This is a genomic window from Brevundimonas sp. P7753 (assembly GCF_013386595.1).
In the GTDB taxonomy this organism is placed as follows: domain Bacteria; phylum Pseudomonadota; class Alphaproteobacteria; order Caulobacterales; family Caulobacteraceae; genus Brevundimonas; species Brevundimonas bullata.
Genome location: NZ_JACARP010000068.1, coordinates 76,883 through 102,235, shown reverse-complemented (window position 1 = coordinate 102,235; position 25,353 = coordinate 76,883). Strand labels below are relative to the sequence as shown.

Genomic DNA, 25,353 nt, shown 5'->3' with positions numbered 1-25,353 from the left:
CTCTCCGCCTGCGGCTGCGGCCGGGAGGACGGGGCGGGATCACACGTAGCGCAGTTCCTGCAGATCGATCTCGCGGATCAGGCGGCGCGCGGTTTCTTCATCCACTAGTCTCTGTCGCCCCAGACGGACCAGTTCGTCCCGTTCGGCGGCCAGCCCGGCCAGCCGCAGTTGGCGCTCGATCTCGTCGCCGCGCTGGGCGCGGGCCAGATCATCGCCTTCGCTGTGGCTGCGGCTCTCGATGCGGCGACGATACACCTCCATCAGGCGAGCGGCGGTCTCGGCATAGAGATCAGGGTCCGGCTTGCCTTCCGCCATGAAGTGCTGTCGGTCCTCGATGGCCCGCATGGCCGCCGTGGCCGCAGCAACCCGCGACCGATCTTCTTCCTCAAGATGCGACGGTTCGGGCGGCAATTCGACGTTCTTCAGCAGACGCGGCAAGGCGATGGTAGCCAGGACCAGGGAGACAATGATGACCCCCGCCGCCAGGAAGATGGCCAGGTTGCGCGCCGGCATGGGCGTGCCGTCGCTCAGAACGAAAGGCAGGGTCAGGATGCCGGCCAGGGTGATGGCGCCACGCACGCCCGCCAGAGACATGACGGCGACGAGGCGCAGTCCCACCCGAGGCGGCGCGCTACGCCCCCGCCTGCGGTACAGGGTCAGTTTCAGCGAGGTCCACACCCAGACGAAGCGCAGCGTCGCCAGCGCCGCCACAATGGCGAAGACATAGACCGCCAGCCACCAGACCTCCTTGTGCTGGGTCGTCTGGATGACCTCGGCCGCGCGGGCCATGATGGACGGCATCTGCTCGCCGAGGATGACGAAGATCAGGCCGTTGGCGACGAACTGCACCGTATCCCATACCACGGCCCGGCGAATGCGGGTGGCCGCCTGGGCCATGCCGCTACGCTCGGTGAAGCTCATGGTCACACCTGCGGCCACCGCCGCCAGAATGCCCGATCCATGCACAGCTTCGGCGGCCAGATAGGCCGCGAAGGGAATCAGGAGGCTGATCAGGATCTGCCCGCCGACGTCCTCGCCCCAGCGGCGGCTGATCCAGCCCTTGAGCAGGCCGATGGCCAGGGTCACGACGACCCCGACCGCGATCCCCGACACGGCCAGCCAGACGAAGGTGCCGACGGCGTTGGTCAGGGAAAACGCCCCGGTCGTCGCCGCGACCACGGCGATACGCATGCAGGTCAGGCCGGTCGCATCGTTGAGCAGCGACTCGCCCTCGAGGATGTGCATCAGGCGCTTGGGGATCGGCGCCCGGGCCGCCACCGCCGACACTGCGATGGGATCGGTCGGCGACAGGATGGCCGCCAGAGCGAACGCCACCGCCAGCGGCATGGCCGGGATCATCCAGTGGATCAGGAAGCCCACCCCCAGAACGGTGAAGACCACCAGCCCCAGCGCCAGCTCCAGAATCACCACCCGGTCGCGGAACAAGGCCTCGTTGGGAATGCGCCAGCCGTCCACGAACAGCAGGGGCGGCAGGAAAAGCAGGAAGAAGATGTCCGGCTTCAGATCGACCGATTGCCCGGTCATCAGGACCACGCCGGCCCCAAGACCGATCTGCACCAGAGGCAGGGCGATCCGGGTCATCCGCGCCACCCAGCCCGAGACCACCACGGCCAGGAGCAGGAAGAGGATGGTCTCGATCAGGTGCATGGAACTAGTCGATGATATCCGGGTAGAGGCGCTCCAGTCGTCCCAGCGCCGAGGGATGCAGTCGCACCACCATATGCGTCCGACCGTCGGCGTCCGTGTCCCGGAAGGTCACGCGGCCGTTCTCGTACAGCCAGGCCAGAGCTTCGCCCTGATCGGGTTGTAGCGTCAGGCGCGTCTCGGGATCGTCGTCGATCAGGCCGGCGATGGCTTCGCGCAAGGCCTCGATCCCCTCGCCCGTCCAGGCCGAAACCGCGACAGCCTTGCCCTCGCGCGTCAGACGCTCGGCCTGGCCCGTAACCGCTTCACGCACGTCGGCGTCCAGCAGGTCGATCTTGTTCCAGACTTCGAGGATGCGACGCGGCTTCTTTTCGCCATTGGGGCCCTCCGGCGTCGGGATCTGCTCCAGAACCGCCTCGACGTCCTTGGCTTGGGCGTCGCTGTCGGGCGAGGCGATGTCGCGGACGTGCAGGATCAGGTCGGCCTCGCCCACCTCTTCCAGGGTGGCGCGGAAGCTCTCGACCAGTTCGTGCGGCAGGTCGGAAATGAAGCCCACGGTGTCGGCGATGATGGCCGGACGGCCCTGCGGCAGACGGATGGTGCGTTGAGTCGTGTCCAGGGTGGCGAACAGCAGGTCCTTGGCGAAGACCTCGGACCCCGTCAGACGGTTGAACAGGGTCGACTTGCCGGCGTTGGTGTAGCCGACCAGGGCCACCGACGGGAACGGGACCTTCTTGCGGGCCTTGCGATGCAGACCGCGCGTGCGGCGCACCTCTTCCAGTTCAGCCTTCAGGCGCACGATGCGGTCGGCGATCAGGCGTCGGTCCAGTTCGATCTGGGTTTCGCCGGGGCCGCCAGTCGAGCCGGTGCCGCCGCGCTGGCGCTCCAGGTGGGTCCATGTGCGGACCAGACGCGAGCGTTCATAGTCCAGCCGGGCCAGTTCAACCTGCAACCGGCCTTCCTTGGTGCGAGCACGGCGACCAAAGATTTCTAGGATCAGGCCGGTGCGGTCGATGACCTTCACCTCCCACGCCTTTTCCAGATTACGCTGCTGCACCGGCGACAGGTCGTCATCGATGACCACGGCCTCGGCGTCGGCGGCGCGAACCAGGGCGGCCAGTTCCTCGACCTTGCCTGAGCCGAACAGAGTCGCGGGCGTGGTGGAGCGCAGGCGCACGATCTCTTCGGCGCACACGTCGAGGTCCAGCGCGCGGGCCAGGCCCGCGGCTTCCTCAAGGCGCTCGCTCGCCAGCCTTGGGCTGTCCGAGCGGCGGTCGGGATGGATGACAACCGCCCGGATCAGCGGAACGGTGTGGTCGATGTGTTTGGAGGTCAATCAGTCTTCTTCGGCGTCCGGCTCGTACAGCTGCACGGGCGCGGACGGCATGATGGTCGAGATGGCGTGCTTGTAGACGAGCTGCGACTGGCCATCGCGACGCAGCAGCACACAGAAGTTGTCGAACCAGGTCACGATGCCCTGCAACTTGACGCCATTGACCAGGAAGATGGTCAGCGGAGTCTTGGTCTTGCGGACGCTGTTGAGGAAGGTGTCCTGAAGGTTCTGGCGTTTGTCTTGCGACATGGCAGGTTTGTCCTGTTCTTGGTTCTTTTTCGCCGGCCAAGGCAGCCGGTGCGGACTCGACGGCCCGCACACAACCTTAGACGCCCCTTCGCCGTCGCGGCAACGCCCTAAATGGCCTCGCGGCGCGCCTGTTCAAGATAGACCTCGCGCAGTCGGGTCGCGACCGGACCAGGCTTGCCGTCGGCGATCTTCGCGCCGTCCAGAGACACGATGGGCATGACGAAGGAGCTGGCGGCGGTGACGAAGACTTCCTTCGCCCGCTTGGCCTCGTCGACGCTGAACGGACGCTCGTCCAGCTCGATGCCCTCGGCCTCGGCCAGCTTGAGGATGGCCGTGCGGGTGATGCCCCGCAGGATGTTGGCCTGGGTGTCGCGCGTGCGCAGCTTGCCGTTCTCATCGACAATCCAGGCGTTGGTGGACGAACCTTCCGTCACCAGTCCCATCTCATCGACCATCAGGCACTCATAGGCGCCCTTTTCGCGCGCGGCCTGCTTGGCCAGGACGTTGGGCAGCAGGCCCACGGTCTTGATGTCGCAGCGGCCCCAGCGGATGTCGGGCATGGTCACGCCCGCCGCGCCCTTGGCCGCCAGGGCCTCGCCCTTGGCCAGGTCGATGGTCTTGGAGGTGACGATGACGCTGGGCGGCGTGTCCTGCGGGAAGGCGTGATCGCGAGGCGAAGTCCCGCGCGTGACTTGCAGATAGACGATGCCGTTGCGCACCCGGTTGCGCCGGATGGTTTCCTTGAGCACGCGCTCCAGGGCCTGGGCGGTCATCGGGATCGGGATGCGAAGCTCGGTCAGGCTGCGCGCCAGGCGGCTCATGTGGCCATCGAAATCGGCCAGCCGGCCGTCGAACACCGACCAGACCTCATAGACGCCGTCAGCGAACTGGAAGCCGCGATCCTCGATGTGAACCGTGGCGCCGCTGTGGGCCTGATAGGTTCCGTTGACATAGGCGATCCTGGACATCAGCCCCCCTCTCCCTCTTCGTCGTCTCCGCCGCGAGCGGGCGAAACGCCCAGCGACTTCAGTTTGCGGTGCAGCGCGGATCTTTCCATGCCGATGAAGGCGGCCGTGCGCGAGATATTTCCGCCAAAACGCATGATCTGCGCCGCCAGATAGTCCCGCTCGAACACTTCGCGCGCCTCACGCAGCGGCAGGGCGATGATTCGATCGGCGCCGAGGGACGAGGCGCCGCCCGACGAGGCCACCTCCTGCGGCAGCATGTCGGCCGTGATCGGCTCGTCTGCATCGCCAGTCGCCAGGATCAGCAGGCGCTCGACGTTGTTGCGCAGCTGGCGGACATTCCCCGGCCAGGGGTGGACCTGCAGCACGGCCAGGGCGTCGTCGGCGATGCGGCGGTGCGGCAAGCCCTGAGACGACGAAAGATTGTCGACGAAGTATTCGATCAGTTCGGCGATATCCTCGCGACGCTCGGAAAGAGGCGGCACGCGGATCGGCACCACGTTTAGGCGATGGAACAGATCCTCGCGGAAGCGCCCTTCTGCGATCTCGACCTTCAGGTCGCGGGCGGTCGAGGTGACGACCCGGACATCGACCTGAACATCCTGTTCGCCCCCGACCCGGCGGAATCGCTGCTCGACCAGTACGCGCAGGATGCGGCTCTGGCTCTCGCGCGGCATGTCGCCGACGTCGTCCAGGTAGAGAGTGCCGTTGTGAGCGCGTTCAAAGACGCCGATCTTGCGCGGACGGCCGTCGCCGCCTTCCTCGCCGAACAGTTCAACGTCCAGACGCTCCGGCGTCATGCCCGCGGCCGAGATGGCGACGAACTCGGACCTGGCGCGCGGGCTGGCGTCGTGGATCTGGCGCGCCACCAGCTCCTTGCCCGAGCCCGGCGGACCCGAGATCAGAACGCGGCTGTTGGCCGGGGCGACCTTGGCGATGGTGCCCCGCAGCAGTTGCGCCGCCGCCGACTTCCCGATCAGGCCGGTCGGGGCCATGGTCTGCGCCCGCAGGCGACGGTTTTCGCGCTTCAGCGACGCGGATTCCAGCGCGCGCTCGACGACGACCACCAGTCGGTCCGACTTGAAAGGCTTCTCGATGAAATCATAGGCGCCGCGCTTCAGGGCGCTGACGGCGGTTTCGATATTGCCGTGGCCCGAGATCATGACGACCGGCAGGTCCTGGTCCAGTTCCTTGACCACGTCCAGCAGCTCCAGCCCGTCCAGCCCGCCGCCCTGCATCCAGATGTCGAGCACGGCCAGCGACGGCTTGCGCGCCCGGATTGCGGCCAGGGCCTCGTCCGAGTTGGCGGCCGTGCGGACCGAGTGGCCCTCGTCCTCGAGCAGGCCAGAGACCAGTTCGCGGATATCCGCCTCGTCGTCCACGACCAGAATGTCGGCACCTGTATTGCGCATGACGCCTCTCTTACTCCGCCGCTCGCGCCGCGCCGGAGGCACGGTGAGCAGCCTTGCTGTCTTGGGTCAGGGGGAAGGTCAGGCACACGCGTGCGCCCGACAAGGTTTCGGCGTCGGCCAGCTTCAGCTCACCGCCGTGGTCTTCACAGATACGCTTGACGATGGCCAGGCCGAGGCCCGTCCCCTTCTCGCGTGTGGTGACATAGGGTTCCGTCAGCCGGTCGCGATCCTTGATCGGCAGACCGATCCCGTCGTCCTCGATGACGAAGGTGGCGATGCCGCCCTCGACCGTCAGCCGGGCGATGATGCCGGTTGCGCCCGCCGGGACAGGCTCGCGCGCCCGCTTGGCGGACACGGCTTCGCCGGCGTTCTTCAGGATATTGGCGAGAGCCTGCCCGACCATGCGCCCGTCGCACTGCAGGACCACATCCGGCAGGGGCTCGATCAGTTCGACGCCGATGTCCGCCGCCGCGACGCGCTGAGCAAAGACGGCTTCGCGCAGCATCTCGGCCGGGTTCTCGCGGGTGAACCGCGGCGCCGGCATCCGGGCGAAGGAGGAAAACTCGTCCACCATGCGGCCGATATCGCCGACCTGACGGATGATGGTCTCGGTGCAGCGGTCGAAGACCTCGACATCGTCGCCGATCTGAGCGCGGTATTTGCGACGCAGGCGTTCCGCCGACAGCTGGATCGGCGTCAGGGGGTTCTTGATCTCATGGGCGATGCGGCGCGCCACGTCGCGCCAGGCGGCGTTGCGCTGTGCCGTGACCAGGCGGGTGATATCGTCGAAGGTCAGCACCATCTCGCCGCCCTGCCCGCCCTCGATGCGAACCCGGAGACGACGGGTGTCGCCATCCCGACTGACGTCGATGTCTTCCTCGATATGGGCTTCGGCGCGTTCCGACAGCTCGGCCAGTTCCGGCGCAACCTCGGCCAGCAGCCGCCCCTGCACGTCCGCCTCTTCGATCGCCAGAAGCTGGCTAGCGCTGTCGTTGATGGCCGAAATCCGGCCCACGCGGTCCAGACCGATAACCCCGGCGCTCACGCCCGACAGCACGGTCTCGATGAAGCGGCTGCGCCCCAGGGCGTCGTCGCTGGCGGCCTTCAGCGCCGCCTGCTGGGTCATGATGTCGCCCGTCATCCGGTTGAAGGCCTCGGACAGGACGACCAGCTCGGCCGGCGCGCCCGCATTGTCGACGCGCGCGCTCAGGTCGCCGCCGGCCACCTGATCCGCCGCCTTCACCAGCCGCCCGATGGGGGCCGAAATCGAACTGGCCGCCGACATGGCCAGCCAGACGGCGCCGACCAGCACCAGCAGCGCCGTCTCCAGATAGCTCAGTGCAAAGGCCGCCTGAATCCGCGCCCGGCTTTCCTCAGCCGCGCGATAGGCGGCGATGGATTCCTCGCCGTTACGCATCCGCTGGATCAGGCCCGGCGCCAGGGGGCGCACGACATAGAGATAGGCGTCGCCATAGTCGGGCAGCGGATACAGGGCCCGAACCATGTCCGGGTTCTCGGTCACGGTCGTCGGCGCCACCTCGCCCCCGGCCACCGTCTCGAAAGCCTCTCGCGGCGGGGCGACATAGGGCGGGGCGCCGGGCTGTTCGCCGCTGGCCAGAACCTCGCCGTCGCCGTTCAGGATATAGAGGGCGGGATAGCCAAAGAAATCGCCGATCTGCGCTAGAGCCCGCGAGAACTGAATCCGGTTGTCGAACAGGCTCCGAACGCCGCCCAGTTCGGTCGACATGGTCTCCAGATCGACTTCCAGCCCCGCCCCGACATCGGCGACATAGGCGCGGCCGATCTCGGCGCCGTTCTCGACCGCCGAACGGACATTGGTGCTGAACCACTGATCCACGCCCCGGTTGACCAGTACCCCGAACACCAGGGCGATCAGCACCGCCGGCACGACCGCCACCAGCGAGAACAGGGTGACGAAACGAAGATGCAGCCGCGCGCCCGGATCATTGCGGTTCCGCGCCAGGCGCAGCACGCGCCCGCCGATCACCGTCGCCAAGCCGCCGATCAGCACCAGATTGGCCAGCAGAATGAAGAGCACGACCTGGCTCGCCGCCGTGCGCGCGTCGCCGCCCGCCGTGGCGCCCGGCGCGATGGCCACCAGCCAGATAGCGGCGGCTGTAATCAGGAAGGCGATGGCGTAGGCCGTCACGAACAAGGCCCGGGCGCGACCGCTGGCCAAACGCCCCCAGAGCGAACGCTCGGGGCCGTGGCCTTCAGTCTGCTCGGCAGGGAGGTCCGTCATTACCTCGCAGCTTTGACCAGCTGTGGCGGGTTTTCAACACCAGAGTTGCTGAATTGATCCACCGCAGGCGACCAAAGCGCCGAAAGCGCCTGCTCGACCTCGTTGGGCGTCTCCAGCCGACAGAGCCGCGCCTTGGCGGCGCGCCGTTCCAGCGGGTCTTCGGGCCAGGGCGCCTGTTCGACGTACCACCCCAGATGCTTGCGGAACATCTTCAGCCCCAGCGGCAATCCGTAGAAATCGACCGAGGCCCGCAGGTGCTCGACGACGATATCCAGCCGCTCTTCCCGGCCCGGCTCCTGCAACCGCGTCCCGTCGGCCAAGGCCCGCTCCAGATGCGCCGCCAGCCAAGGACGGCCGTAGACGCCGCGTCCCAGCATCAAGGCGTCCGCGCCCGATTGGGCCAGGGCTTCCCGCGCCTGCTCCGCGGTGATGATGTCGCCGTTGACGATGACCGGGATGGCCGACACCGCCGCCTTGACCTCGCCCACCGCGCCCCAGTCGGCCTGGCCGGTGTAGAACTGTTTGCGGGTGCGGCCGTGGACCGTGACCGCCTGGACGCCCAGGTCCTCGGCCCGGCGCGACAGCTCGGCGGCGTTACGGCAGTCGTCGTCCCAGCCCAGCCGCATCTTGACCGTCACCGGGCGGCTGACGGCCTTGACCGCCGCCTCCATCAGACGACAGGCCAGATCGGGCGTCCGCATCAGGGCCGAACCGCAGGCCGAGCCTGTGACTTCCTTGGCCGGGCAACCGAAATTCAGGTCGATGATGTCCGCGCCCGCCGCCTCGGCCATGCGCGCGCCCTGGGCCATGATCTCGGGATCGCGCCCGACCAACTGGATCACCGTCAGCGGCAGACCGCCGCCGACCGCCGCCCGGCGCACCACGTCGGGACGCCCCCGCGCCAGTTCAGCTGAGGCCACCATTTCCGTCGCGACATAGGCCGCGCCCAGCTTCGAGGCGAGCAGCCGAAACGGCAGGTCCGTGATCCCGGTCATCGGGGCCATCAGCACCCGCCCGGCGATCCGCACGTCTCCGATTTGCAATCCTGCGTTCATGCCGCCCTTACCGCCGACTGTTGAGCCTCTCGTCAAGCGGAACTGGGGCGCTTAGAAGGCCGCCATGGGATTTGCAGCAATCGTAGTGGCCGCCGGTTCAGGCTCTCGGGCCGGTGGAGACAAGCAGTGGCGGGTCGTCGGCGACCGACCGATGGTGCGCTGGTCGGTGGACGCCCTGCTGACGGCGGGCGCCGATTCGGTCGTCGTCGTGGTCGCGCCCGGCGCCGAGGCGCGCGCGGCTGAGGCCCTTGCCGGTCTTTCAGGCTGGCGCACGGTCGCGGGGGGCGCCGCGCGCGCAGATTCGGTGCGCGCCGGCCTCGCCGCGCTGGAGGTCGCTGACGATGCGCCGGTCCTGATCCACGACGCGGCGCGCCCCTTCCTCAACGCCGCCGTCATCGACCGTCTGCTGGCGGCGCTGAATGACGCCGACGGCGCCCTGCCCGCTCTCCCGGTGGCCGACAGCCTGCGCCGCGGCGTGGACGGCCTGATGGTCGGCGGGATCGACCGCGACGGCCTGTGGCGCGCCCAGACGCCGCAAGCCTTCCGCCTGAAGACCATCCGCGACGCCTACGCCGCCTGGACCGGACCCGAGGCCCCCACCGACGAAGCCGCCGTCGTGGAACGCGCCGGCGGGCGTGTGCGCCTTGTCGAAGGCGACGCCCGCCTCATGAAACTCACCTATCCCGAGGATTTCGCCATGGCCGAGGCCCTGCTGCCCAAGACCACCCGCATAGGCCAGGGCTATGACGTCCATCGCTGGGGACCGGGTACATCAGTCTGGCTTTGCGGCGTCGAGATCCCGCACGACCAAACCCTGATCGGTCATTCTGACGCCGACGCGGGCCTGCACGCCCTGACCGACGCCATCCTGGGGGCTATCGCCGATGGCGACATCGGCGATCACTTCCCGCCCAGCGATCCCCAGTGGAAAGGCGCCTCGTCCGACCGTTTCCTGGTCTATGCCGTTGAGCGCGTGACCGCCCGCGGCGGACGGATCGTCAATGTCGACGTCACCCTGATCTGCGAGCAGCCCAAGGTGAAGCCGCATCGCCAGGCCATGCGCGAACGCCTCGCGGACCTGCTGAAGCTTCCGCTGGACGCTGTCAGCGTCAAGGCGACCACGACCGAAGGCCTGGGCTTCACCGGGCGCGGCGAGGGCCTGGCGGCCCAGGCTGTCGTGCTGGTCGAACTGCCCGCCTAGCGACCGTCTTTCACCCGCCAGATCGAAATCCAGATGCCCTAAGGTCAAGATCCTTATCGACCCGCTTTGCGTCTGGCTCGACCTGAGCTACAACGCCCGACCGAATCCGCGCGGTCGTGAGCGCCAGTTTTCCGAGCGAATGCCCGAAGCCCCTGTCCTCTACGTCCTGAACGGCCCCAACCTGAACCTTCTCGGGGTTCGGGAGCCGGACATCTATGGCCACGAGACCCTGGCTGACGTCCAGGCGCTGTGCGAGGCCGCAGCCGGCGACACGCGCGTCGTGTTCCGCCAATCGAATCACGAAGGCCAACTGGTCGACTGGATCCATGAGGCGCGCAACGAAGCCTGCGCCCTGGTGATCAATCCTGCCGCCTTCACCCACACCTCGGTGGCTTTGCTGGATGCGTTGAAGACGCTCAGCGTCCCCGTCGTCGAATGCCACCTGTCGAACCCCGCCGCGCGCGAGGATTTCCGGCGTCATTCCTATGTTTCGCTGGTTGCGACCGGCGTCATTTCGGGCTTCGGCCCCCACAGCTACGAACTGGCCGTCAAGGCCGCCCTTCGGCTGGCGCAAGACCGTTCCAAGGAACGCGCCGAGGCCGGGGCTCGTTCGCCCAAGATCTGAAGAGAGACGCACCATGTCCGACGACAAGCACAAGAACGACGCCATCGACGCCGGCCTGATCCGCAGCCTGGCCGACATCCTGAACGACACCGACCTGACCGAAATCGAAGTCGAGCGCGGCGATCTGAAGATCAAGGTGAAGCGCGAAGTCACCGTCGCCGCCGCCCCCATCCACTACGCCGCCGCCCCGGCCCCGGTCGCTCACGCCGCGCCCGCCGCCGCACCGGCTTCCATGCCGTCGGACCCCGCCACCATCGTCTCGCGCAAGGGCGAAGAGGTGAAGTCGCCGATGGTCGGCACCGCCTATCTCCAGCCCTCGCCGGAGGCTCCGGCCTTCATCAAGCCCGGCGACAAGGTCAAGAAGGGTCAGACCCTGCTGATCGTCGAAGCCATGAAGACCATGAACCCGATTCAGGCGCCGCGTGACGGCGTCGTGTCGGAAATCCTCGTCGGCGACGCCCAGCCCGTCGAATACGGCGAAGCTCTGGTTCTGCTGGAAGCCTGAGACCCGTCATGTTCACCAAGGTCCTGATCGCCAACCGCGGCGAAATCGCCCTGCGCATCCACCGGGCGTGCAAGGAGATGGGCATCTCCACCGTCGCCGTGCACTCCGAGGCCGACCGCGGCGCCATGTGGGTGCGCCTGGCCGACGAAAGCGTCTGCATCGGCCCCGCGCCGGCGGCCAAGTCCTATCTGAACATCCCGCAGATCATCGCGGCGGCGGAAATCACCGGCGCCCAGGCGATCCACCCGGGCTATGGCTTCCTGTCGGAAAACGCGCGCTTCGCCGAGATCATCGAGGCCCACGGCCTGACCTTCATCGGTCCCAAGCCCGAGCATATCCGGGTCATGGGCGACAAGATCACCGCCAAAAAGACCGTCATGGAAGCGGGCATCCCCTGCGTCCCCGGTTCTGACGGCGAGGTCGAAACCGTCGAAGCCGCCATCGAAGCGTCCAAGACCATCGGCTTCCCGCTGATCGTCAAGGCCGCCGCCGGCGGCGGGGGACGCGGCATGAAGGTCGCCCTGACCGCCGATGATCTGGTCGAGGCCGTGCAGACGGCCCAGACCGAGGCCAAGGCCGCCTTCGGCAACGGCGCCGTCTATATGGAGCGCTACCTCCAGAAGCCGCGCCACATCGAGATCCAGGTCATCGCCGACAGCCACGGCAACGTCGTCCATCTGGGCGAACGCGACTGCTCGCTGCAACGCCGCCACCAGAAGGTGCTGGAAGAAGCCCCCTCGCCCGCCCTGTCGGCCGAGGGTCGCAAGCAGATCGGCGAGACGGTCAACAAGGCCATCGCCGCCATCGGCTACCTGGGCGTCGGCACCATCGAGTTCCTTTGGGAAGACGGCGAGTTCTTCTTTATCGAGATGAACACCCGCCTGCAGGTCGAGCACCCGGTCACGGAAATGATCACGGGCGTCGATCTGGTCCGCGAACAGATCCGCATCGCCGCCGGTCTTCCGCTGTCCTTCACGCAAGAGGACATCCATTTCGACGGCCACGCCATCGAGGTGCGGATCAACGCCGAGAACGCCGAGACCTTCACCCCGTCGCCGGGCACGATCACCGACTTCCACGCGCCGGGCGGCCTGGGCGTGCGTCTGGATAGCGCCATCTACGCCGGCTATTCGATCCCGCCCTACTACGACAGCCTGATCGGCAAGCTGATCGTCCACGGCCGCGACCGCGAGGAAGCCCTGGCTCGTCTGAAGCGCAGCCTGGGCGAGATGGTCATCGGCGGCGTCGACACCACCATCCCCCTGTTCCAGAAGCTGTTGCAGGAGCCCGACATCCTGTCCGGCGACTACGACATCCACTGGCTGGAAAAATGGGCCGCCGCCCAGAAGGCCAAGGCCTAACCCCTCTTGGACGACCCCGAGTTCAGCGCCAGCAGCCCCTCCAGCGTCTTCGGACCCGAGGCGTTGCTGGCCTGCTACGCTCGCGGCGTCTTCCCCATGGCCGAGGCGCGCGATGATCCGCGCGTGTTTCTGGTCGAGCCGGACCAGCGGGGCGTCGTGCCGCTGGATCGCTTCCACATCCCCACGCGCCTGCGCCGCACCGTTCGCGGCGAGCCGTTTCAGGTGCGCGTGGACACGGCCTTCGCCGCCGTGCTGGACGCCTGCGCCGCCTCCATGCCGGGACGCGAGGACACCTGGATCAATGATCCGATCCGCCGCCTCTATCTGGAACTGCACGCGCGCGGCCACGCCCACAGTATCGAGTGCTGGCTGGATGAGGTTCTGGTCGGGGGCCTCTACGGCGTCACGCTAGGCGGCGCCTTCTTCGGCGAGAGCATGTTCAGCCGGGCGCGCGACGCATCAAAGGTCGCCCTGGTGCATCTGGTGGCGCGCCTACGTCTGGGCGGATGGAGCCTGCTGGACGCCCAGTTCCTGACCGAGCATCTCAGCCAATTCGGCGCCGTGGAGACGCCGCAGGCGGCCTATCTGCGCCTGTTGAAGCCTGCTCTGCGCCTGACGCCGGACAAGTCGACCCTGACCGCGCCCCTGACAGGCGCGGAGGCCGTGACCTATGCCTTACAGCCGACCACCCAGGCGTCGTAGATCGGGTGTTGCAGGCCGCTGATGGCCGGCGATGAGGCGAACATCCAGCCCTTGAAGATCTGGCGCGCCTCGGTCGGCACGGCGACGCCGCGTGGCTGAACCCCGACTTCCAGATAGGCGATGGCGTCTTCGGTCAACTCGTCCGGCGCCGAGACCTCGCAGGCGCGGACGCTGAAGATCAGGGTCTTGTTGAAGCGGACGGGGCGACCGCCGACCTCGACCTCGAACAGCATGGATTCGGCCGTGACCTTGTCGATGGCGTGGATGACGGCGACCGGGCGACGCTGACGGCGACCGGGCGCAGCCACAGGCGCGGCCTCGACCTTGGGCGCTTCGGCCGCGGCCTCGGGCGGCGCCTCCTCCTGAACGGCGGCGATCTCGGCCTCGGGCGTCACGATGACGACAGGCGCGCCGGGCGCCGCCGTCGGAACGGTCGAAGGCGATCCCGACGCCGGCGTCGCCGGGGCCTGGGATGAAGGGGACGCAGGGGTCTGAACAGGCGCCCGGTTGGCCTCGCGCAGGGCGTCGCCGACCGGGTCTTGAACCGGAACAGCGTCCTGCGGCAGGTCCATCAGGACGCTGGTCATGCCGGCGCCCGCGACCGCCAGTCCCGCCACGGCCACGCCGATCAGCAGGACGCGTCGGTTCATTCCGGGCTCCAGGCCTGATAATCGCCGGTAGCGGCGGGGCGCTTGCCTTCATTGGCCAGCGAGCCCTGCGGACGCCAGGCCATCGGCGTGCCGGTCATGTTCGGCAGGTGATCCTTTTCCCAGGCGCGGCGCGGCAGCGGCTTCTCGACCGGGGTCTCGTCATAGGTGTAGCGCAGCCAGCCCTGCCATTCCGGCGGAACCTTGGTGGCTTCGGCGTAACCGTCATAGACGACCCAGCGGCGCTTGCGTCCGTCATAGCTGACGTTGTCGCGCGACTGATAATAGCGGTTGCCGAACTCGTCCGTGCCGACCAGTTGGCCGCGCTTGCCGATGGTGAACAGGGTGCCGATCGTGGCGCCGTTCCACCAGGTGAAGATCTTGCTCAGCACGTCGTCGTACTCACTTGTATCCCGCCGCTCGGGGAGGTCCGACGACGCAGCGCGATCATAGAAACCGCAGCCGCCCGCGTCCAGCCCGCCGGCCCAACAGAGCGCCGCCACTCAACATCAACATCTTGGGGGTAACATGCCCCACAGGCCCAAGATTTATTGAAACGCCTTCAGAGGCGTCGTTAATGTCGCGATCAGGACACGCGCGGAGACGTCTGATGCGCATCAAGCCCCGTTTTGCCCCCCTCGCCGCGACCGTGGCGATGGACCTCCGCCAGATCGAACGCCCCGGCGCCATGACGGCGACGCTGGCGCCCGCTGACTGGTCCGATGCGCGCGTGGAGGCCTGGCTGGACTGGGCCGAAAGCCTGCCGACCGACCTGCCGGAAGACGCCGCGCCTCTGGACGAAGATCACGCGGCTTGGCTGGGCGGCGCCGCCGACCGCTGGGCCCATCGGCTCGGGGCCTGGGGCCGCGACCTGGGCCTGTTCGACAATGCCGACGAGGCCGAGATTTTCGCCGACGAACTCTGGGCGTCTCTGCTGCTCGGCCTGGCCGCGCCCGAGACAGAGCGGACCGCACCCGCCGTCCCGACCTGCCTATCCTTCAGCGAACCCGGCGCCGCCCGGCGTCTGGCCGATCTGACCGCAGCCCGACGCGGCGAGCGTCTGGCCGGACGCGCCGCCGAGGCCCTGTCCGACGCCCTGCGCGCCGTCGCCGACGCGGTCGACCGCTGCGAGGGCCCGCGCGAGGCCTGCGCCGATCCCGCCGCCAATCCGGCCCTGGCCCGCGCCGCCCTGATCGCCCGCCGCTGCGGCGCGAGCGACGCGGACATCATTCGCGCCGTCGAGGGCGAAACCCAGACCGTCGCCCTGGCCCCGCCCGCCGTCCGCGTCCTGACGCCCGTCCTGGCCCCGCGCGACTCCATCGCCTCGGGCGGCCCTGAGGCTCTGGCTGTGGCCGAGGCCGTGCTGGAAGGCGATCTGGCTCTGACCTTCACCCCCCGCGACGCCGAGACCCTGACCGACGCCGCGTTCGAGGTCCGCGCCGCCTTCCACTTGCCGAGTCTGGCCGCCTTCACCGGCGAAGCCTTCGACGAGGCTCTGGACGACTTGACCCGGCTCTGGGTCATGGCGCTGGAGATCGAGACCGCCATCGGCGCTGCCGCGACGCGACGCGAGGCGGCCAGGCCCATCGCCATCGGCCTTTCCGGTCTGGCCGACTGGACCGTCGCGACCGACGCCGCAAACCCCCTTCCTCTCGCCGCCATGGTCGGCGCGCGGGTTTCGGCTGCGGCCGGCGGCGCCTCTGTCGAACTCGCCGCCCTGCTCAGCCCCTGCTTTGAGTGGGACGCCGTCGCCGACGAAGTCGTGGACGCCGCCGTCTCGCGTGGTCAGGAGACCAAGGCCCTGAAACGCAGCGGCCGTCGCCACGCCGCCATCAACCTGTTCGTCCGCGACGCGGAGCTTGAACTGCGCCTCGGCGCCTCCCCCTTCGGCGCGACCGACCTGTTCCAGACCGAGGACGGCGAAACCCAGCGGCGCCTGCGCCCGTCTCTGGCCCGCGCCATCGCCCGCGCCGGCGGCGACGCCGAGGACGCCGAGCGCCGCCTGTTCGGCCGTCGCACCCTGATCGGCGCGCCCGGCGTCAACCACTCCGCCCTGCGCGACCTGGGCTTCACCGACGTGGAGCTGGAGGCCGTCGAGCTCGCATTGGGACAAACGGACCAACTCGCAGCCGTCTTCGCCCCGCCCGTACTGGACGCGGGCTTCATCGATGACGTTCTGGGCCTGTCGTTCGAGGACGGGGCTGATCTGTTGCCGCGACTGGGCTTTGACCCCGCCGCCATCGAGGCCGCCCGCGCCGCCGCCTTCGGCTACGCCGACCTGTCCAGCTGGGAAGCCGCGCCCGAGGCCCTGCGCGGCCTGCTGGCCGCCGATCCCGCCGCCTTCGAAGCCGAGCTGCGCCGCGCGATCGAGCCGTTCAGCGACGTCCCCGACGTCACGCCCGACCTAATCGACTGGCGCGCCGGATCGCTTCAGGTCGCGCGCGCCCTGGGCGAGGCCGCGCGCGAGGGCCGCCGCGCCGTCGTCCTGCATCGCGCCGCGCCGCCCGCCGACTTCCGTCTGGACCTGGCCGAGGTCGAGGCCCCCGTTCAGCGCCGCGCGGAACCTGAGGCCTCGCCCGTCGAACGCGTCGTCGAGAAGGTCATCGAGCGCGACCGCACCCGTCGCAAACTGCCCGACCGCCGTAAGGGCTATATCCAGAAGGCGGCCGTCGGCGGCCACAAGGTCTATATCCACACCGGCGAATACGAAGACGGCGAACTGGGCGAGATCTTCATCGACATGCACAAGGAAGGCGCCGCCTTCCGCAGCCTGATGAACAACTTCGCCATCGCCATCTCGATCGGCCTGCAATACGGCGTGCCGCTGGACGAATTCGTCGACGCCTTCGTCTTCACCCGGTTCGAACCCGCCGGGCGGGTCACCGGCAATGATTCGATCCGCTCCGCGACCTCGATCCTCGACTACATCTTCCGCGAACTGGGCGTCTCCTATCTGGAGCGTCAGGAACTGGCCAACGCCGAGCCCGAGGGCAATCCAGACGGTCTGGGCGCGACGACGAACGACGCCGAGCCGGTTCCCGCCGCCCGTTTCATCTCCAAGGGCTTCGCGCGCGGGGCCGCCCCCGACAACCTCGTTGTCGTCCCATTTGGGCGCAAGTCCGAGACGCCGCGCGACGCCGCCCCGACCGAAGCCGTCGCCTGTCCGGCCTGTGGCGATCTCAGCCTGCAAAATCGTGGCGGCGGCTGGATTTGCGACACCTGCGGCGCGGCCCCGCAGATGCAGGGCTGAAGCCGGCGCGGTTGCGGCCCGCTTCTTGCTGTGAAGGGGGCAAATCCCGGAGCTTTCGCATGAACCGTCTCGCAATCGCACTCGCCGCCTCGCTGATCGCCGCCACGGCCCTGCCGGCAGTCGCCCAGAACGCCTCCCAGATCAGCCGCGTGCGCAGCGGCGCCAGCTGCCCCGGCTGCAACCTGTTCCAGGGCGATTTCTCGGGGATGGAGGTGCGCGGCCTCAACCTGGCGGGCGCCCGCCTGCGCCAGGCCGACCTCAGCCTGACCGTCATGAACCGCACCCGCTTCTCGCGCGCCGATATGCGCGACGTCGAGGCCTATGGCGGCGTCTTCTCCAGCTCGAACTTCGCCGGCGCCGACCTGACCAACGCCAGCTTTGTCGGCGCCTATCTGGACGGTTCGGTCATGTCCGGCGCCAAGCTCAGCGGGACCAATCTGTCGGGCGCCCGACTGGCGCGCGCGGTCGGCCTGACCCAGAGCCAGCTCAATCAGGCCTGCGGCGACGACGCCACCGTCCTGCCGTCGGGCCTGCGCATTCCGGCCTGCTGAAGGTCGCCATCGTTACCACGATTTAAGTAGGGTTTTTCAGGCGACAGGCGCATCTAGACAGGGTGATGAAACGCCCGCTCGCCCTCCTCCGCCGCCTGGCCCCCGCCGCCGCCGCCCTCACCGGCGGACTGGCCGGCGTGCTGGTCGCCGCCCCCGCCTTCGCAGGGGTGGTGAACCTGTCGCAGATGCAGGATCGCGACGTGGCCCGCATGGTGTCGCTGGGCGGCAGCTGTAATCGCTGCGAACTGTCCGGCCGCGACCTGTCGGGCGCCACCTTCACCGGCGCCAGCTTCACCAACGCCACCCTGGTCGGCGCCACCCTGCGCGGGGCCGAACTGCTCGGGTCGAACTTCGCCGGCAGCGACTTCAGCCGCGCCGACATGCGCGGCGTCGAAATGATGGGCGCCAACTTCACCGGCAGCACCTTCATCAGCGCCAATCTGACCGGCGCCGAGGCCACGGGCGCCAACCTGATCAACACGAATTTCCAGGACGCCAACCTGTCCTCGGCCGAGCTGAACGGCGCCAATTTCAATCGAGCGGTCCTGACCCGCACCAGGTTCAACAGCAGCGAGATGTTCGGCGCCACCCTGGCCAATGTCCGCGCGACGGGCGCCGACTTCTCCAACGCCGAGATCAACGCCTCCAACCTGACCAATGGCGTGTTCGACAGCGCCAAGTTCAACAACGCCTCGCTGGACAGCGCCCGCCTGACCGGCGCCAGCTTCGACCGCGCCAACTTCTCGGGCGCCTCGATGAACCGGACCGACATTCGCGGCGCCGACCTGTCCGGCGCGCGCGGCCTGACCCAGGATCAGGTGCATGACGCCTGTGGCGACGGCGCGACCCGCCTGCCTAACGGCCTGACCGTGCGTTCGTGCGGCGGCGCCCGCATCCGCGTCATCCGCACGCCCCCGGCCCCGCCCTCGCCGCCCATTCCGCCGCGTCAGCGCAATCTGGTCGTCGCCTCGGGCCACTAGGCCAGATCACATACCCAAAGAAAAAGGGCGGCTCGCGAGAGCCGCCCTTTCCATTTCAACGCCGCAAGGCCGCCTATTTGAGCGGCAGGGCCGTACGGATCGACAGTTCCTTGAGCTGCCTGTCAGCGGCCTCGGCGGGCGCGCTCATCAGCAGGTCCTGGCCCTGCTGGTTCAGCGGGAAGGCGATGACCTCGCGGATGGCCGTCTGGTTGGCCAGCAGCATGACGATGCGGTCGATGCCAGGGGCCAGACCGCCGTGCGGCGGGGCGCCGAAGCGGAAGGCGTTCAGCATGCCGCCGAACTGCTCCTCGACCACCGAGGCGTCGTAACCGGCGATCTCGAAGGCCTTGAGCATGATCTCGGCCTTGTGGTTACGGATCGCGCCCGAGCACAGCTCATAGCCGTTGCAGACGATGTCGTACTGATAGGCGCGGATGGTGAGCGGGTCCTGGGTCTCCAGCGCCTCCATCCCGCCCTGCGGCATCGAGAAGGGGTTGTGGCTGAAATCGACCTTCTTCTCTTCTTCCGACCATTCGAACATGGGGAAGTCGACGATCCAGCAGAACTTGAACTGCGCCTCGTCGATCAGCTTCAGCTCTGTGCCGACGCGGGTGCGGGCCAGACCGGCGAACTTGGCGAAGACAGCGGGGTCGCCGGCGGTGAAGAAGGCGGCGTCGCCCTTGCCCAGACCCAGCGCGGTCATCAGGGCCTCGGTCGGCTCCTGACCCAGGTTCTTGGCGATGGGGCCGCCCCAGGCCTGCTGATCATCGGACCAGAAGATGTAGCCCAGACCCGGCTGGCCCTCGCCCTGCGCCCAGGAGTTCATGCGGTCGCAGAAGGCGCGCGAACCGCCGGTCGGGGCCGGGATGGCCCAGACGGCGTTCTTGGCGTCCGCGCCCAGGATCTTGGCGAACAGACCGAAACCGCCGTCGCGGAAGTGGTCCGACACGTCCTGCATCTTGATCGGGTTGCGCAGGTCCGGCTTGTCCGAACCGTACCACTTCATCGACTGGGCATAGGTCAGACGCTCGAAGCCCTTGTGCTCGAACGTCTCGCCGAAGTCGTTGGTGAAGGTGTGGACGCCGTCGATCGGCGACACCGGCTTGCCCTCGCCGAACTCGTTGAAGACGCCGTTCATCAGCGGCTCGATGGCGGCGAAGACGTCTTCTTGCGTGACGAAGCTCATCTCGACGTCGAGCTGGTAGAATTCCAGCGAACGGTCGGCGCGCAGGTCTTCGTCGCGGAAGCAGGGCGCGATCTGGAAGTAGCGATCGAAGCCCGAGACCATCAGCAGCTGCTTGAACTGCTGCGGCGCCTGCGGCAGGGCGTAGAACTTGCCCGGATGCATGCGCGACGGGACCAGGAAGTCGCGCGCGCCTTCCGGCGACGAGGCCGTCAGGATCGGCGTCTGGTATTCAAGGAAGCCCTGCTCGACCATGCGCTGACGGATCGAGTGGATCACCTTGGAGCGCAGGACGATGTTCTTGTGCAGGGTTTCGCGGCGCAGGTCGAGGAAGCGGTTCTTGAGGCGGATTTCCTCAGGATACTCCGGCTCGCCAAAGACCGGCAGCGGCAGTTCGGCGGCTTCCGACAGCACTTCAACGGCCAGGACGCGGACTTCGATCTCGCCGGTCGGCAGGTTGGCGTTGGTGGTTTCGGCCGAGCGGCTGACCACTTCGCCGTCGATCTTGATGACGCTTTCGGCGCGCAGACGCTCGACGGCTTCAAAGCCCGGCGTCTCCGGGTGCAGCACCAGCTGGGTCAGGCCGTAGTGGTCGCGCAGGTCGATGAACAGCAGACCGCCGTGGTCGCGCTTGCGGTGAACCCAGCCCGACAGACGAACATTCGCGCCCGCATCCGTCGAACGGAGGGCGCCGCAGGTATGGGTGCGATAGGCGTGCATGATCGGATATCGTCTGAAAACGGCTGCAGAACAGCGTGAATTAGGAGGGGCGAAAGGCCCATCATCGCCCCGGAAAGTCAAGGCTGGCGGCTAAATCCACAGCGCTGCGCGGTTGTCCACCGCCCCAGGGAACCTGCCCACAGCGCTTCCGGCGGCCTCTGCTATGGTTCACGGCATGACGGCCCTCGGTTCGGACATTCAGCAACTGCGCCTGCCCCTGCGGCAGGAGGCGTCGCAACGCGCGACGGATTTCGTCGTGTCCGAATCCAATTCGAGAGCCGCCTCGGTGCTGGCGACCTGGCCCGAGATGGCCGGTTCGATCCTGTCGATCTTCGGCCCGCCCGGCAGCGGCAAGAGCCATCTGGCCGCCGCCTGGGTCGAGCGCACCGGCGCAGTCGCCTTGCACGGCGCCGAGGCCGCCCTGGTCGATCCGCTGGAGCTTGAGGGCCAGTTCGTGCTGCTGGACCGCGCCCAGGACGCCGACGACGAGAGCCTGTTCCACCTGATCAACCTGACCCAGTCGGGCGGCGGCGCCCTGTTGCTGGTGTCGCGCGATCCGCCGGCAGCCTGGGCGTGCAGCCTTCCCGACTTGCGCTCGCGTCTGAACGCCATTCGCACCGTGGGCGTCGAGGCGCCCGACGACGCCGTCCTGGGGGCCATGCTGAAGCGCGCCTTCGCCACGCGCAACATCACGCCGAGCGACGAAGTGATCGACTATCTGGCCCGGCGCATCGACCGTTCAGCCGCCGCCGTCGAGAACATCGTGGACAGGTTGGACGCCTACCACCGCCCGGTCACGCGCGTTCTGGCCCGTCAGGTTCTGGGCGACAGCGACGAACTGTCTGACTGATCCGGCCAGATCACGGTTGCAGCCGTCACAGGCCCGCGCGACAACAGTGAAATGACTGAAATCGCGCCCATCGCCGTCGACACCACCGGCGAGGAAGTCCCCTCGTCGCGCGCCCCGCAGCTGGAGCTGTCGGAGGCGCTGATGAACTCGCCCGAACGCTTCATCAATCGCGAGCTGTCCTGGCTGGCCTTCAACGGACGCGTACTGGAAGAAGCCGCCAATGAGGGCCACCCGCTGCTGGAGCGGGTTCGCTTCCTGTCGATCTCAGCCAACAACCTGGATGAGTTCTTCATGACCCGCGTGGCGGGCCTGAAGGGGCAGGTGCGCGAGCGCGTCCGCGTCGTCTCGCCCGACGGCCTGACGCCCGCCGAACAGCTGGAACAGGTCAACGCCGCCGCCGGAGGCCTTATGGCCGAGCAGCAACGCCGCTGGCGTGTCCTGCGCAAGGAGATGGCCGCCGCCGGGATCGAGGTCGTGGAAAGCTCCAAGATCACCCGCACCGAGCGCGAACGACTGGAACCCGAGTTCCTCAATCAACTGTTCGCCGTCCTGACCCCGATGGCGATCGACCCGGCCCACCCCTTTCCGTTCCTGCCCAACCTCGGCTTCTCGCTGGCGCTGAAGCTGCGCCGCAACAGCGACCACCGCATCCTCTACGCCATGGTGCCTGTGCCAACGCAGGTGAAGCGCTTCTGGCCTCTGGCGACGGACGGACGCTCGGCGCCGGGCCGCAAGCGTTTCGTCTCGCTGGAAAACCTGCTTCTGCTGTTTATCGACCACCTCTTCCCCGGCTGCGAAATCCTGGAAAAGGGCCTGTTCCGCCTGATCCGCGACTCGGACATCGAGATCGAGGAAGAGGCCGAAGACCTGGTCATGGAGTTCGAGGAGGCGTTGAAGCAGCGCCGCATGGGCTCGGTCGTCAGGATCAAGATCCAGGCCTCCATGCCCGAGGACCTGCGCAACTTCATCATCGCCGAACTGCACGCCCAGCCTCAGGACGTGGTTCTGGTTGAGGGGATGCTGGGGCTGGCGCAACTGGCCGAACTGATTCCCGGCGGCCACCCCGACCTGAAGTTCAAGGGCTATGAACCGCGCTATCCCGAGCGGGTCCGCGACAACGGCGGCGACATCTTCGCGGCGGTGCGCGAAAAGGACATGCTGATCCACCACCCGTTCGAAAGCTTCGACGTGGTGGTCCAGTTCCTGCGACAGGCCGCGCGCGATCCCAACGTCATCGCCATCAAGCAGACCCTGTACCGCACCTCCAAGGACAGCCCCATCGTCGCCGCCCTGATCGAGGCGGCCGAGAACGGCAAGAACGTCACCGCCCTGATCGAGCTGAAGGCGCGCTTCGACGAAGAGGCCAACCTGCGCTGGGCGCGGCAGATGGAACGGGCCGGCGTCCACGTCGTCTTCGGCTTCGTGGAGTGGAAGACCCACGCCAAGCTGAGCGTGGTGGTGCGACGCGAGGGCGAGGCCTTGCGCACCTACTGTCACTTCGGCACCGGCAACTATCACCCGACGACGGCCAAGATTTACACCGACCTCAGCCTGTTCACCTGCGAGCCCGTGCTGGGCCGCGACGCCACGCGGGTGTTCAACTACATCACCGGCTATGCCGCACCCGACGAGTTGGAGGCCCTGGTCGTCTCGCCGCTGAACATGAAGACCAGCCTGATCGAGATGATCGGCAAGGAGATGTCCGCCGCCGCCAAGGGCAAGCCCGCCGCCATCTGGGCCAAGATGAACGCCCTGGTCGATCCCGAGATTATCGACGCCCTTTACCGGGCCAGCCAACAGGGCGTGCGGATCGAACTGGTCATCCGGGGCATCTGCTGCCTGCGCCCCGGCGTGCCGGGCCTGTCCGAGAATATCCGGGTCAAGTCCATCGTCGGCCGCTTCCTGGAGCACAGCCGCATCATCGCCTTCGCCAACGGCCACGACCTGCCCAGCAACAAGGCCCGCCTCTACATCTCGTCCGCCGACTGGATGCCGCGCAACCTGGATCGCCGGGTCGAACTGATGACGCCGATCCTGAACGCGACCGTCCACGATCAGGTGCTGGATCAGATCATGGTCGCCAACCTGAAGGACGACGCCCAGAGCTGGGTGCTGGAGGCTGACGGAACCTATCGTCGCGTCACGCCCTCCGGTCCTGAACGTCCCTTCTCGGCCCACAAGTATTTCATGACCAATCCCAGCCTTTCGGGACGCGGCCGCAAGGTGAAGACCCTGCCCGGCGCCCTGTCCTATTCGGGTCTCAAGCCCCGGAAGCAGCGCTGATGGGCGTCGAGGCCGAATACCCGTCGCGTCAGATCGCGGTCATCGACATCGGCTCCAACTCGGTCCGTCTGGTGCTCTACCGGCTGGAAGGGCGGGCGGTCTGGACCATGTTCAACGAAAAGGTCCTGGCCGGCCTGGGCCGTGATCTGGCCGCCACCCGACGCCTGTCCGTCCCCGGCGTGGCCTCGGCCATGACGGCGCTGCGCCGCTTCGCCGCCGTGATTGAGGGGGTCCAGCCGGATCAGACCATCATCGCCGCCACCGCCGCCGTGCGCGAGGCCGAGGACGGACCCGAGTTCTGCGCCCGCGTGGCCGCCGAGACAGGTCTGCAGGTCCGCGTCCTCAGCGGCGAGGAAGAAGCCCGCTATTCCGCGCTCGGCGTCCTGGCCGGCGCGCCCGGTTCAAGCGGCGTGGCCGCCGACATGGGCGGCGCCAGTCTGGAACTGACCCGTATCGGCAACGGCGGCCGCAACCGTCCACTGGACAAGGGCGTGACCCTGCCGCTGGGGCCGTTCTCTCTGGCCGACCCCAAGGGGTTCGATGTCGAGCGTCTGCGCGCCCGCATCGCCAGGCGCCTGGCCCCGGTCGCCGACGCCTATGTCACGACCGACCTGCACGCCGTCGGCGGGGCCTGGCGCAGCCTGGCCCAGATGCACATGGCCATGACCGAGCATCCGCTGCGGATCGTCCACGAATACGCCATGACCGCCGCCGACGTGCGCGATCTGACCCGTCTGGTGGCGCGTCAGTCCAAGGCGTCGCTAGAAAAACTGCCGGGGGTGTCCAAGCGTCGCGCCGAGACCCTGCCCTACGCCGCTCTGGTGCTGGACGGGTTGATCGACGCGCTCGGGCTGAAGTCCGTGACCTTCTCGGCCTGGGGCGTGCGCGAGGGTCTGCTCTACGCCGGTCTGTCGCCCGAGATGGCGGCGGTCGATCCCCTGTTGGCCGGTTGCTCCGCCTGGGGCGGCCGGCAAGGCGTGGACCCGGCCTTGCCGCGCGCTCTGGATGGCTGGTTGCAACCCGTCGTCTCGGCCATGCCCGAGGCCTTTGGCGAGGAACGCGACGCGGTTCTGACCTCGTCGGTCTGCCGCCTGGCCGACCTCGGCGCGCGCCTGCACCCTGACCATCGGGTCGATCTGGTCTTTAATCAGGTGCTGCGCTCGCCCATTCCGGGTCAGACCCACGCCGAACGCGCCTTCCTGGCCGTGGCCATGAACGCCCGCTATGGCGGCGAGGCCAAGACGCCCTCGCCGGGCGCTATCGATCGCCTGCTGTCGGAAACGGGCCAGAAGCGCGCCCGCGCCCTGGGCCTGGCCATGCGTCTGGCCTGCGATCTGTCGGGCCGCTCGCCGCAGCTACTGGCCAACGCCGCCGCCACGGTCGAGAAAGGCGCGCTGCGCATCACGGCGGCCGACGGCTACGCCGACATGCTGCTTGGCGAGCAGACCCGCCGCCGCGCCAAGGCCCTGGCCGAGGCCATGGGACTGGGCCTGAAAATGCAAGAAGCGACGCCGCACTGACGTCCAAACGAAAGAGGCCGGCGTTTCCGCCGG

General features: G+C 68.0%; 21 protein-coding genes. 11 read left to right on the top strand and 10 right to left on the bottom strand.

All coding sequences use genetic code 11. The annotated features are described in order from the left end of the window. Window positions 1–39 precede the first annotated feature (39 nt). From HX774_RS13615 to dusB, 7 genes are all read right to left on the bottom strand, one after another. Window positions 40–1,668, bottom strand: coding sequence for a Na+/H+ antiporter (locus tag HX774_RS13615; RefSeq protein ID WP_178827551.1), 1,629 nt, complete (start codon window positions 1,666–1,668; stop codon window positions 40–42). A gap of 4 nt (window positions 1,669–1,672) precedes the next feature. Continuing rightward, window positions 1,673–3,001: a GTPase HflX gene (hflX, locus tag HX774_RS13610; RefSeq protein ID WP_178827549.1), complete on the bottom strand. Its 1,329-nt coding sequence runs from the start codon at window positions 2,999–3,001 to the stop codon at window positions 1,673–1,675. After that, window positions 3,002–3,247, bottom strand: coding sequence for an RNA chaperone Hfq (hfq, locus tag HX774_RS13605; protein WP_003164861.1), 246 nt, complete (start codon window positions 3,245–3,247; stop codon window positions 3,002–3,004). It lies immediately after the preceding gene. Window positions 3,248–3,354: 107 nt separating this feature from the next. Beyond that, the gene (locus HX774_RS13600; protein WP_178827547.1) at window positions 3,355–4,215 is read right to left on the bottom strand and encodes a D-amino-acid transaminase; all 861 of its coding nucleotides are present in this window, start codon (window positions 4,213–4,215) and stop codon (window positions 3,355–3,357) included. Further along, window positions 4,215–5,624, bottom strand: a complete 1,410-nt coding sequence (locus HX774_RS13595) for a sigma-54 dependent transcriptional regulator (protein WP_178827545.1) — start codon at window positions 5,622–5,624, stop codon at window positions 4,215–4,217. Before HX774_RS13595 ends, HX774_RS13600 begins: the two co-directional genes overlap by 1 nt. A gap of 10 nt (window positions 5,625–5,634) precedes the next feature. Beyond that, window positions 5,635–7,887 (bottom strand): PAS domain-containing sensor histidine kinase, encoded by a 2,253-nt coding sequence (locus HX774_RS13590; protein WP_178827544.1) that lies wholly within the window; start codon window positions 7,885–7,887, stop codon window positions 5,635–5,637. Then, window positions 7,887–8,942 (bottom strand): tRNA dihydrouridine synthase DusB, encoded by a 1,056-nt coding sequence (gene dusB, locus HX774_RS13585; protein ID WP_178827541.1) that lies wholly within the window; start codon window positions 8,940–8,942, stop codon window positions 7,887–7,889. The genes HX774_RS13590 and dusB overlap by 1 nt, the downstream gene beginning before the upstream one ends. Before the next feature lie 64 nt (window positions 8,943–9,006). Here dusB and HX774_RS13580 point away from each other — a divergent pair, with 64 nt between their 5' ends. The 5 genes from HX774_RS13580 (at window position 9,007) to aat (ending at window position 13,336) form a co-directional block, all read left to right on the top strand. Continuing rightward, complete coding sequence (locus HX774_RS13580; protein WP_178827539.1) at window positions 9,007–10,143, top strand: bifunctional 2-C-methyl-D-erythritol 4-phosphate cytidylyltransferase/2-C-methyl-D-erythritol 2,4-cyclodiphosphate synthase; 1,137 nt, start codon at window positions 9,007–9,009, stop codon at window positions 10,141–10,143. A 139-nt stretch (window positions 10,144–10,282) separates the two neighbouring features. Further along, window positions 10,283–10,768, top strand: a complete 486-nt coding sequence (gene aroQ / locus HX774_RS13575; protein ID WP_178827537.1) for a type II 3-dehydroquinate dehydratase — start codon at window positions 10,283–10,285, stop codon at window positions 10,766–10,768. A 13-nt stretch (window positions 10,769–10,781) separates the two neighbouring features. Further along, complete coding sequence (accB, locus tag HX774_RS13570) at window positions 10,782–11,273, top strand: acetyl-CoA carboxylase biotin carboxyl carrier protein (protein WP_178827535.1); 492 nt, start codon at window positions 10,782–10,784, stop codon at window positions 11,271–11,273. 8 nt (window positions 11,274–11,281) lie between these two features. After that, complete coding sequence (gene accC, locus HX774_RS13565) at window positions 11,282–12,634, top strand: acetyl-CoA carboxylase biotin carboxylase subunit (protein WP_114816640.1); 1,353 nt, start codon at window positions 11,282–11,284, stop codon at window positions 12,632–12,634. Between the two features lie 6 nt (window positions 12,635–12,640). Beyond that, window positions 12,641–13,336, top strand: coding sequence for a leucyl/phenylalanyl-tRNA--protein transferase (gene aat, locus HX774_RS13560; RefSeq protein WP_178827533.1), 696 nt, complete (start codon window positions 12,641–12,643; stop codon window positions 13,334–13,336). On the opposite strand, the gene HX774_RS13555 is transcribed toward aat, so the two are convergent. Both HX774_RS13555 and HX774_RS13550 read right to left on the bottom strand, forming a co-directional pair. Then, entirely contained in the window at window positions 13,303–13,986 is a 684-nt protein-coding gene (locus HX774_RS13555) for a DUF2155 domain-containing protein (RefSeq protein ID WP_178827531.1), read from the bottom strand. The two genes, aat and HX774_RS13555, sit on opposite strands and share 34 nt — an antisense overlap. Continuing rightward, entirely contained in the window at window positions 13,983–14,375 is a 393-nt protein-coding gene (locus HX774_RS13550; protein WP_178827570.1) for an NADH:ubiquinone oxidoreductase subunit NDUFA12, read from the bottom strand. The genes HX774_RS13555 and HX774_RS13550 overlap by 4 nt, the downstream gene beginning before the upstream one ends. Before the next feature lie 218 nt (window positions 14,376–14,593). Here HX774_RS13550 and HX774_RS13545 point away from each other — a divergent pair, with 218 nt between their 5' ends. From HX774_RS13545 to HX774_RS13535, 3 genes are all read left to right on the top strand, one after another. Further along, window positions 14,594–17,233, top strand: coding sequence for a TSCPD domain-containing protein (locus HX774_RS13545; protein ID WP_178827529.1), 2,640 nt, complete (start codon window positions 14,594–14,596; stop codon window positions 17,231–17,233). Between the two features lie 59 nt (window positions 17,234–17,292). After that, window positions 17,293–17,784: a pentapeptide repeat-containing protein gene (locus HX774_RS13540; protein ID WP_178827527.1), complete on the top strand. Its 492-nt coding sequence runs from the start codon at window positions 17,293–17,295 to the stop codon at window positions 17,782–17,784. Window positions 17,785–17,849: 65 nt separating this feature from the next. After that, window positions 17,850–18,764: a pentapeptide repeat-containing protein gene (locus tag HX774_RS13535; RefSeq protein ID WP_178827526.1), complete on the top strand. Its 915-nt coding sequence runs from the start codon at window positions 17,850–17,852 to the stop codon at window positions 18,762–18,764. A gap of 73 nt (window positions 18,765–18,837) precedes the next feature. On the opposite strand, the gene aspS is transcribed toward HX774_RS13535, so the two are convergent. Further along, window positions 18,838–20,667, bottom strand: a complete 1,830-nt coding sequence (aspS, locus tag HX774_RS13530; RefSeq protein WP_178827524.1) for an aspartate--tRNA ligase — start codon at window positions 20,665–20,667, stop codon at window positions 18,838–18,840. 175 nt (window positions 20,668–20,842) lie between these two features. On the opposite strand from aspS, the gene HX774_RS13525 reads away from it, so the two are divergent. The 3 genes from HX774_RS13525 to HX774_RS13515 are packed head-to-tail and all read left to right on the top strand — an operon-like array spanning window position 20,843 to window position 25,320. Further along, window positions 20,843–21,517: a DnaA ATPase domain-containing protein gene (locus HX774_RS13525; RefSeq protein ID WP_178827522.1), complete on the top strand. Its 675-nt coding sequence runs from the start codon at window positions 20,843–20,845 to the stop codon at window positions 21,515–21,517. 51 nt (window positions 21,518–21,568) lie between these two features. Next, a complete protein-coding gene (locus HX774_RS13520) occupies window positions 21,569–23,800 on the top strand; it encodes an RNA degradosome polyphosphate kinase (protein ID WP_178827520.1) in 2,232 nt (743 codons plus the stop codon). Further along, a complete protein-coding gene (locus HX774_RS13515; RefSeq protein ID WP_178827518.1) occupies window positions 23,800–25,320 on the top strand; it encodes a Ppx/GppA phosphatase family protein in 1,521 nt (506 codons plus the stop codon). Before HX774_RS13520 ends, HX774_RS13515 begins: the two co-directional genes overlap by 1 nt. Window positions 25,321–25,353 lie beyond the last annotated feature (33 nt).

Excerpts from the sequence above, each read along its gene's own strand:
- HX774_RS13515 (WP_178827518.1), top strand. The coding sequence starts at position 23,800 with ATGGGCGTCGAGGCCGAATACCCGTCGCGTCAGATCGCGGTCATCGAC.
- aspS (WP_178827524.1), bottom strand. The coding sequence starts at position 20,667 with ATGCACGCCTATCGCACCCATACCTGCGGCGCCCTCCGTTCGACGGAT.
- HX774_RS13545 (WP_178827529.1), top strand. The coding sequence starts at position 14,594 with ATGCGCATCAAGCCCCGTTTTGCCCCCCTCGCCGCGACCGTGGCGATG.
- HX774_RS13555 (WP_178827531.1), bottom strand. The coding sequence starts at position 13,986 with ATGAACCGACGCGTCCTGCTGATCGGCGTGGCCGTGGCGGGACTGGCG.
- HX774_RS13580 (WP_178827539.1), top strand. The coding sequence starts at position 9,007 with ATGGGATTTGCAGCAATCGTAGTGGCCGCCGGTTCAGGCTCTCGGGCC.
- HX774_RS13535 (WP_178827526.1), top strand. The coding sequence starts at position 17,850 with ATGAAACGCCCGCTCGCCCTCCTCCGCCGCCTGGCCCCCGCCGCCGCC.
- HX774_RS13595 (WP_178827545.1), bottom strand. The coding sequence starts at position 5,624 with ATGCGCAATACAGGTGCCGACATTCTGGTCGTGGACGACGAGGCGGAT.
- dusB (WP_178827541.1), bottom strand. The coding sequence starts at position 8,942 with ATGAACGCAGGATTGCAAATCGGAGACGTGCGGATCGCCGGGCGGGTG.
- HX774_RS13600 (WP_178827547.1), bottom strand. The coding sequence starts at position 4,215 with ATGTCCAGGATCGCCTATGTCAACGGAACCTATCAGGCCCACAGCGGC.
- accC (WP_114816640.1), top strand. The coding sequence starts at position 11,282 with ATGTTCACCAAGGTCCTGATCGCCAACCGCGGCGAAATCGCCCTGCGC.
- HX774_RS13525 (WP_178827522.1), top strand. The coding sequence starts at position 20,843 with ATGACGGCCCTCGGTTCGGACATTCAGCAACTGCGCCTGCCCCTGCGG.
- hfq (WP_003164861.1), bottom strand. The coding sequence starts at position 3,247 with ATGTCGCAAGACAAACGCCAGAACCTTCAGGACACCTTCCTCAACAGC.
- HX774_RS13590 (WP_178827544.1), bottom strand. The coding sequence starts at position 7,887 with ATGACGGACCTCCCTGCCGAGCAGACTGAAGGCCACGGCCCCGAGCGT.
- aroQ (WP_178827537.1), top strand. The coding sequence starts at position 10,283 with ATGCCCGAAGCCCCTGTCCTCTACGTCCTGAACGGCCCCAACCTGAAC.
- accB (WP_178827535.1), top strand. The coding sequence starts at position 10,782 with ATGTCCGACGACAAGCACAAGAACGACGCCATCGACGCCGGCCTGATC.
- HX774_RS13615 (WP_178827551.1), bottom strand. The coding sequence starts at position 1,668 with ATGCACCTGATCGAGACCATCCTCTTCCTGCTCCTGGCCGTGGTGGTC.
- HX774_RS13540 (WP_178827527.1), top strand. The coding sequence starts at position 17,293 with ATGAACCGTCTCGCAATCGCACTCGCCGCCTCGCTGATCGCCGCCACG.
- HX774_RS13520 (WP_178827520.1), top strand. The coding sequence starts at position 21,569 with ATGACTGAAATCGCGCCCATCGCCGTCGACACCACCGGCGAGGAAGTC.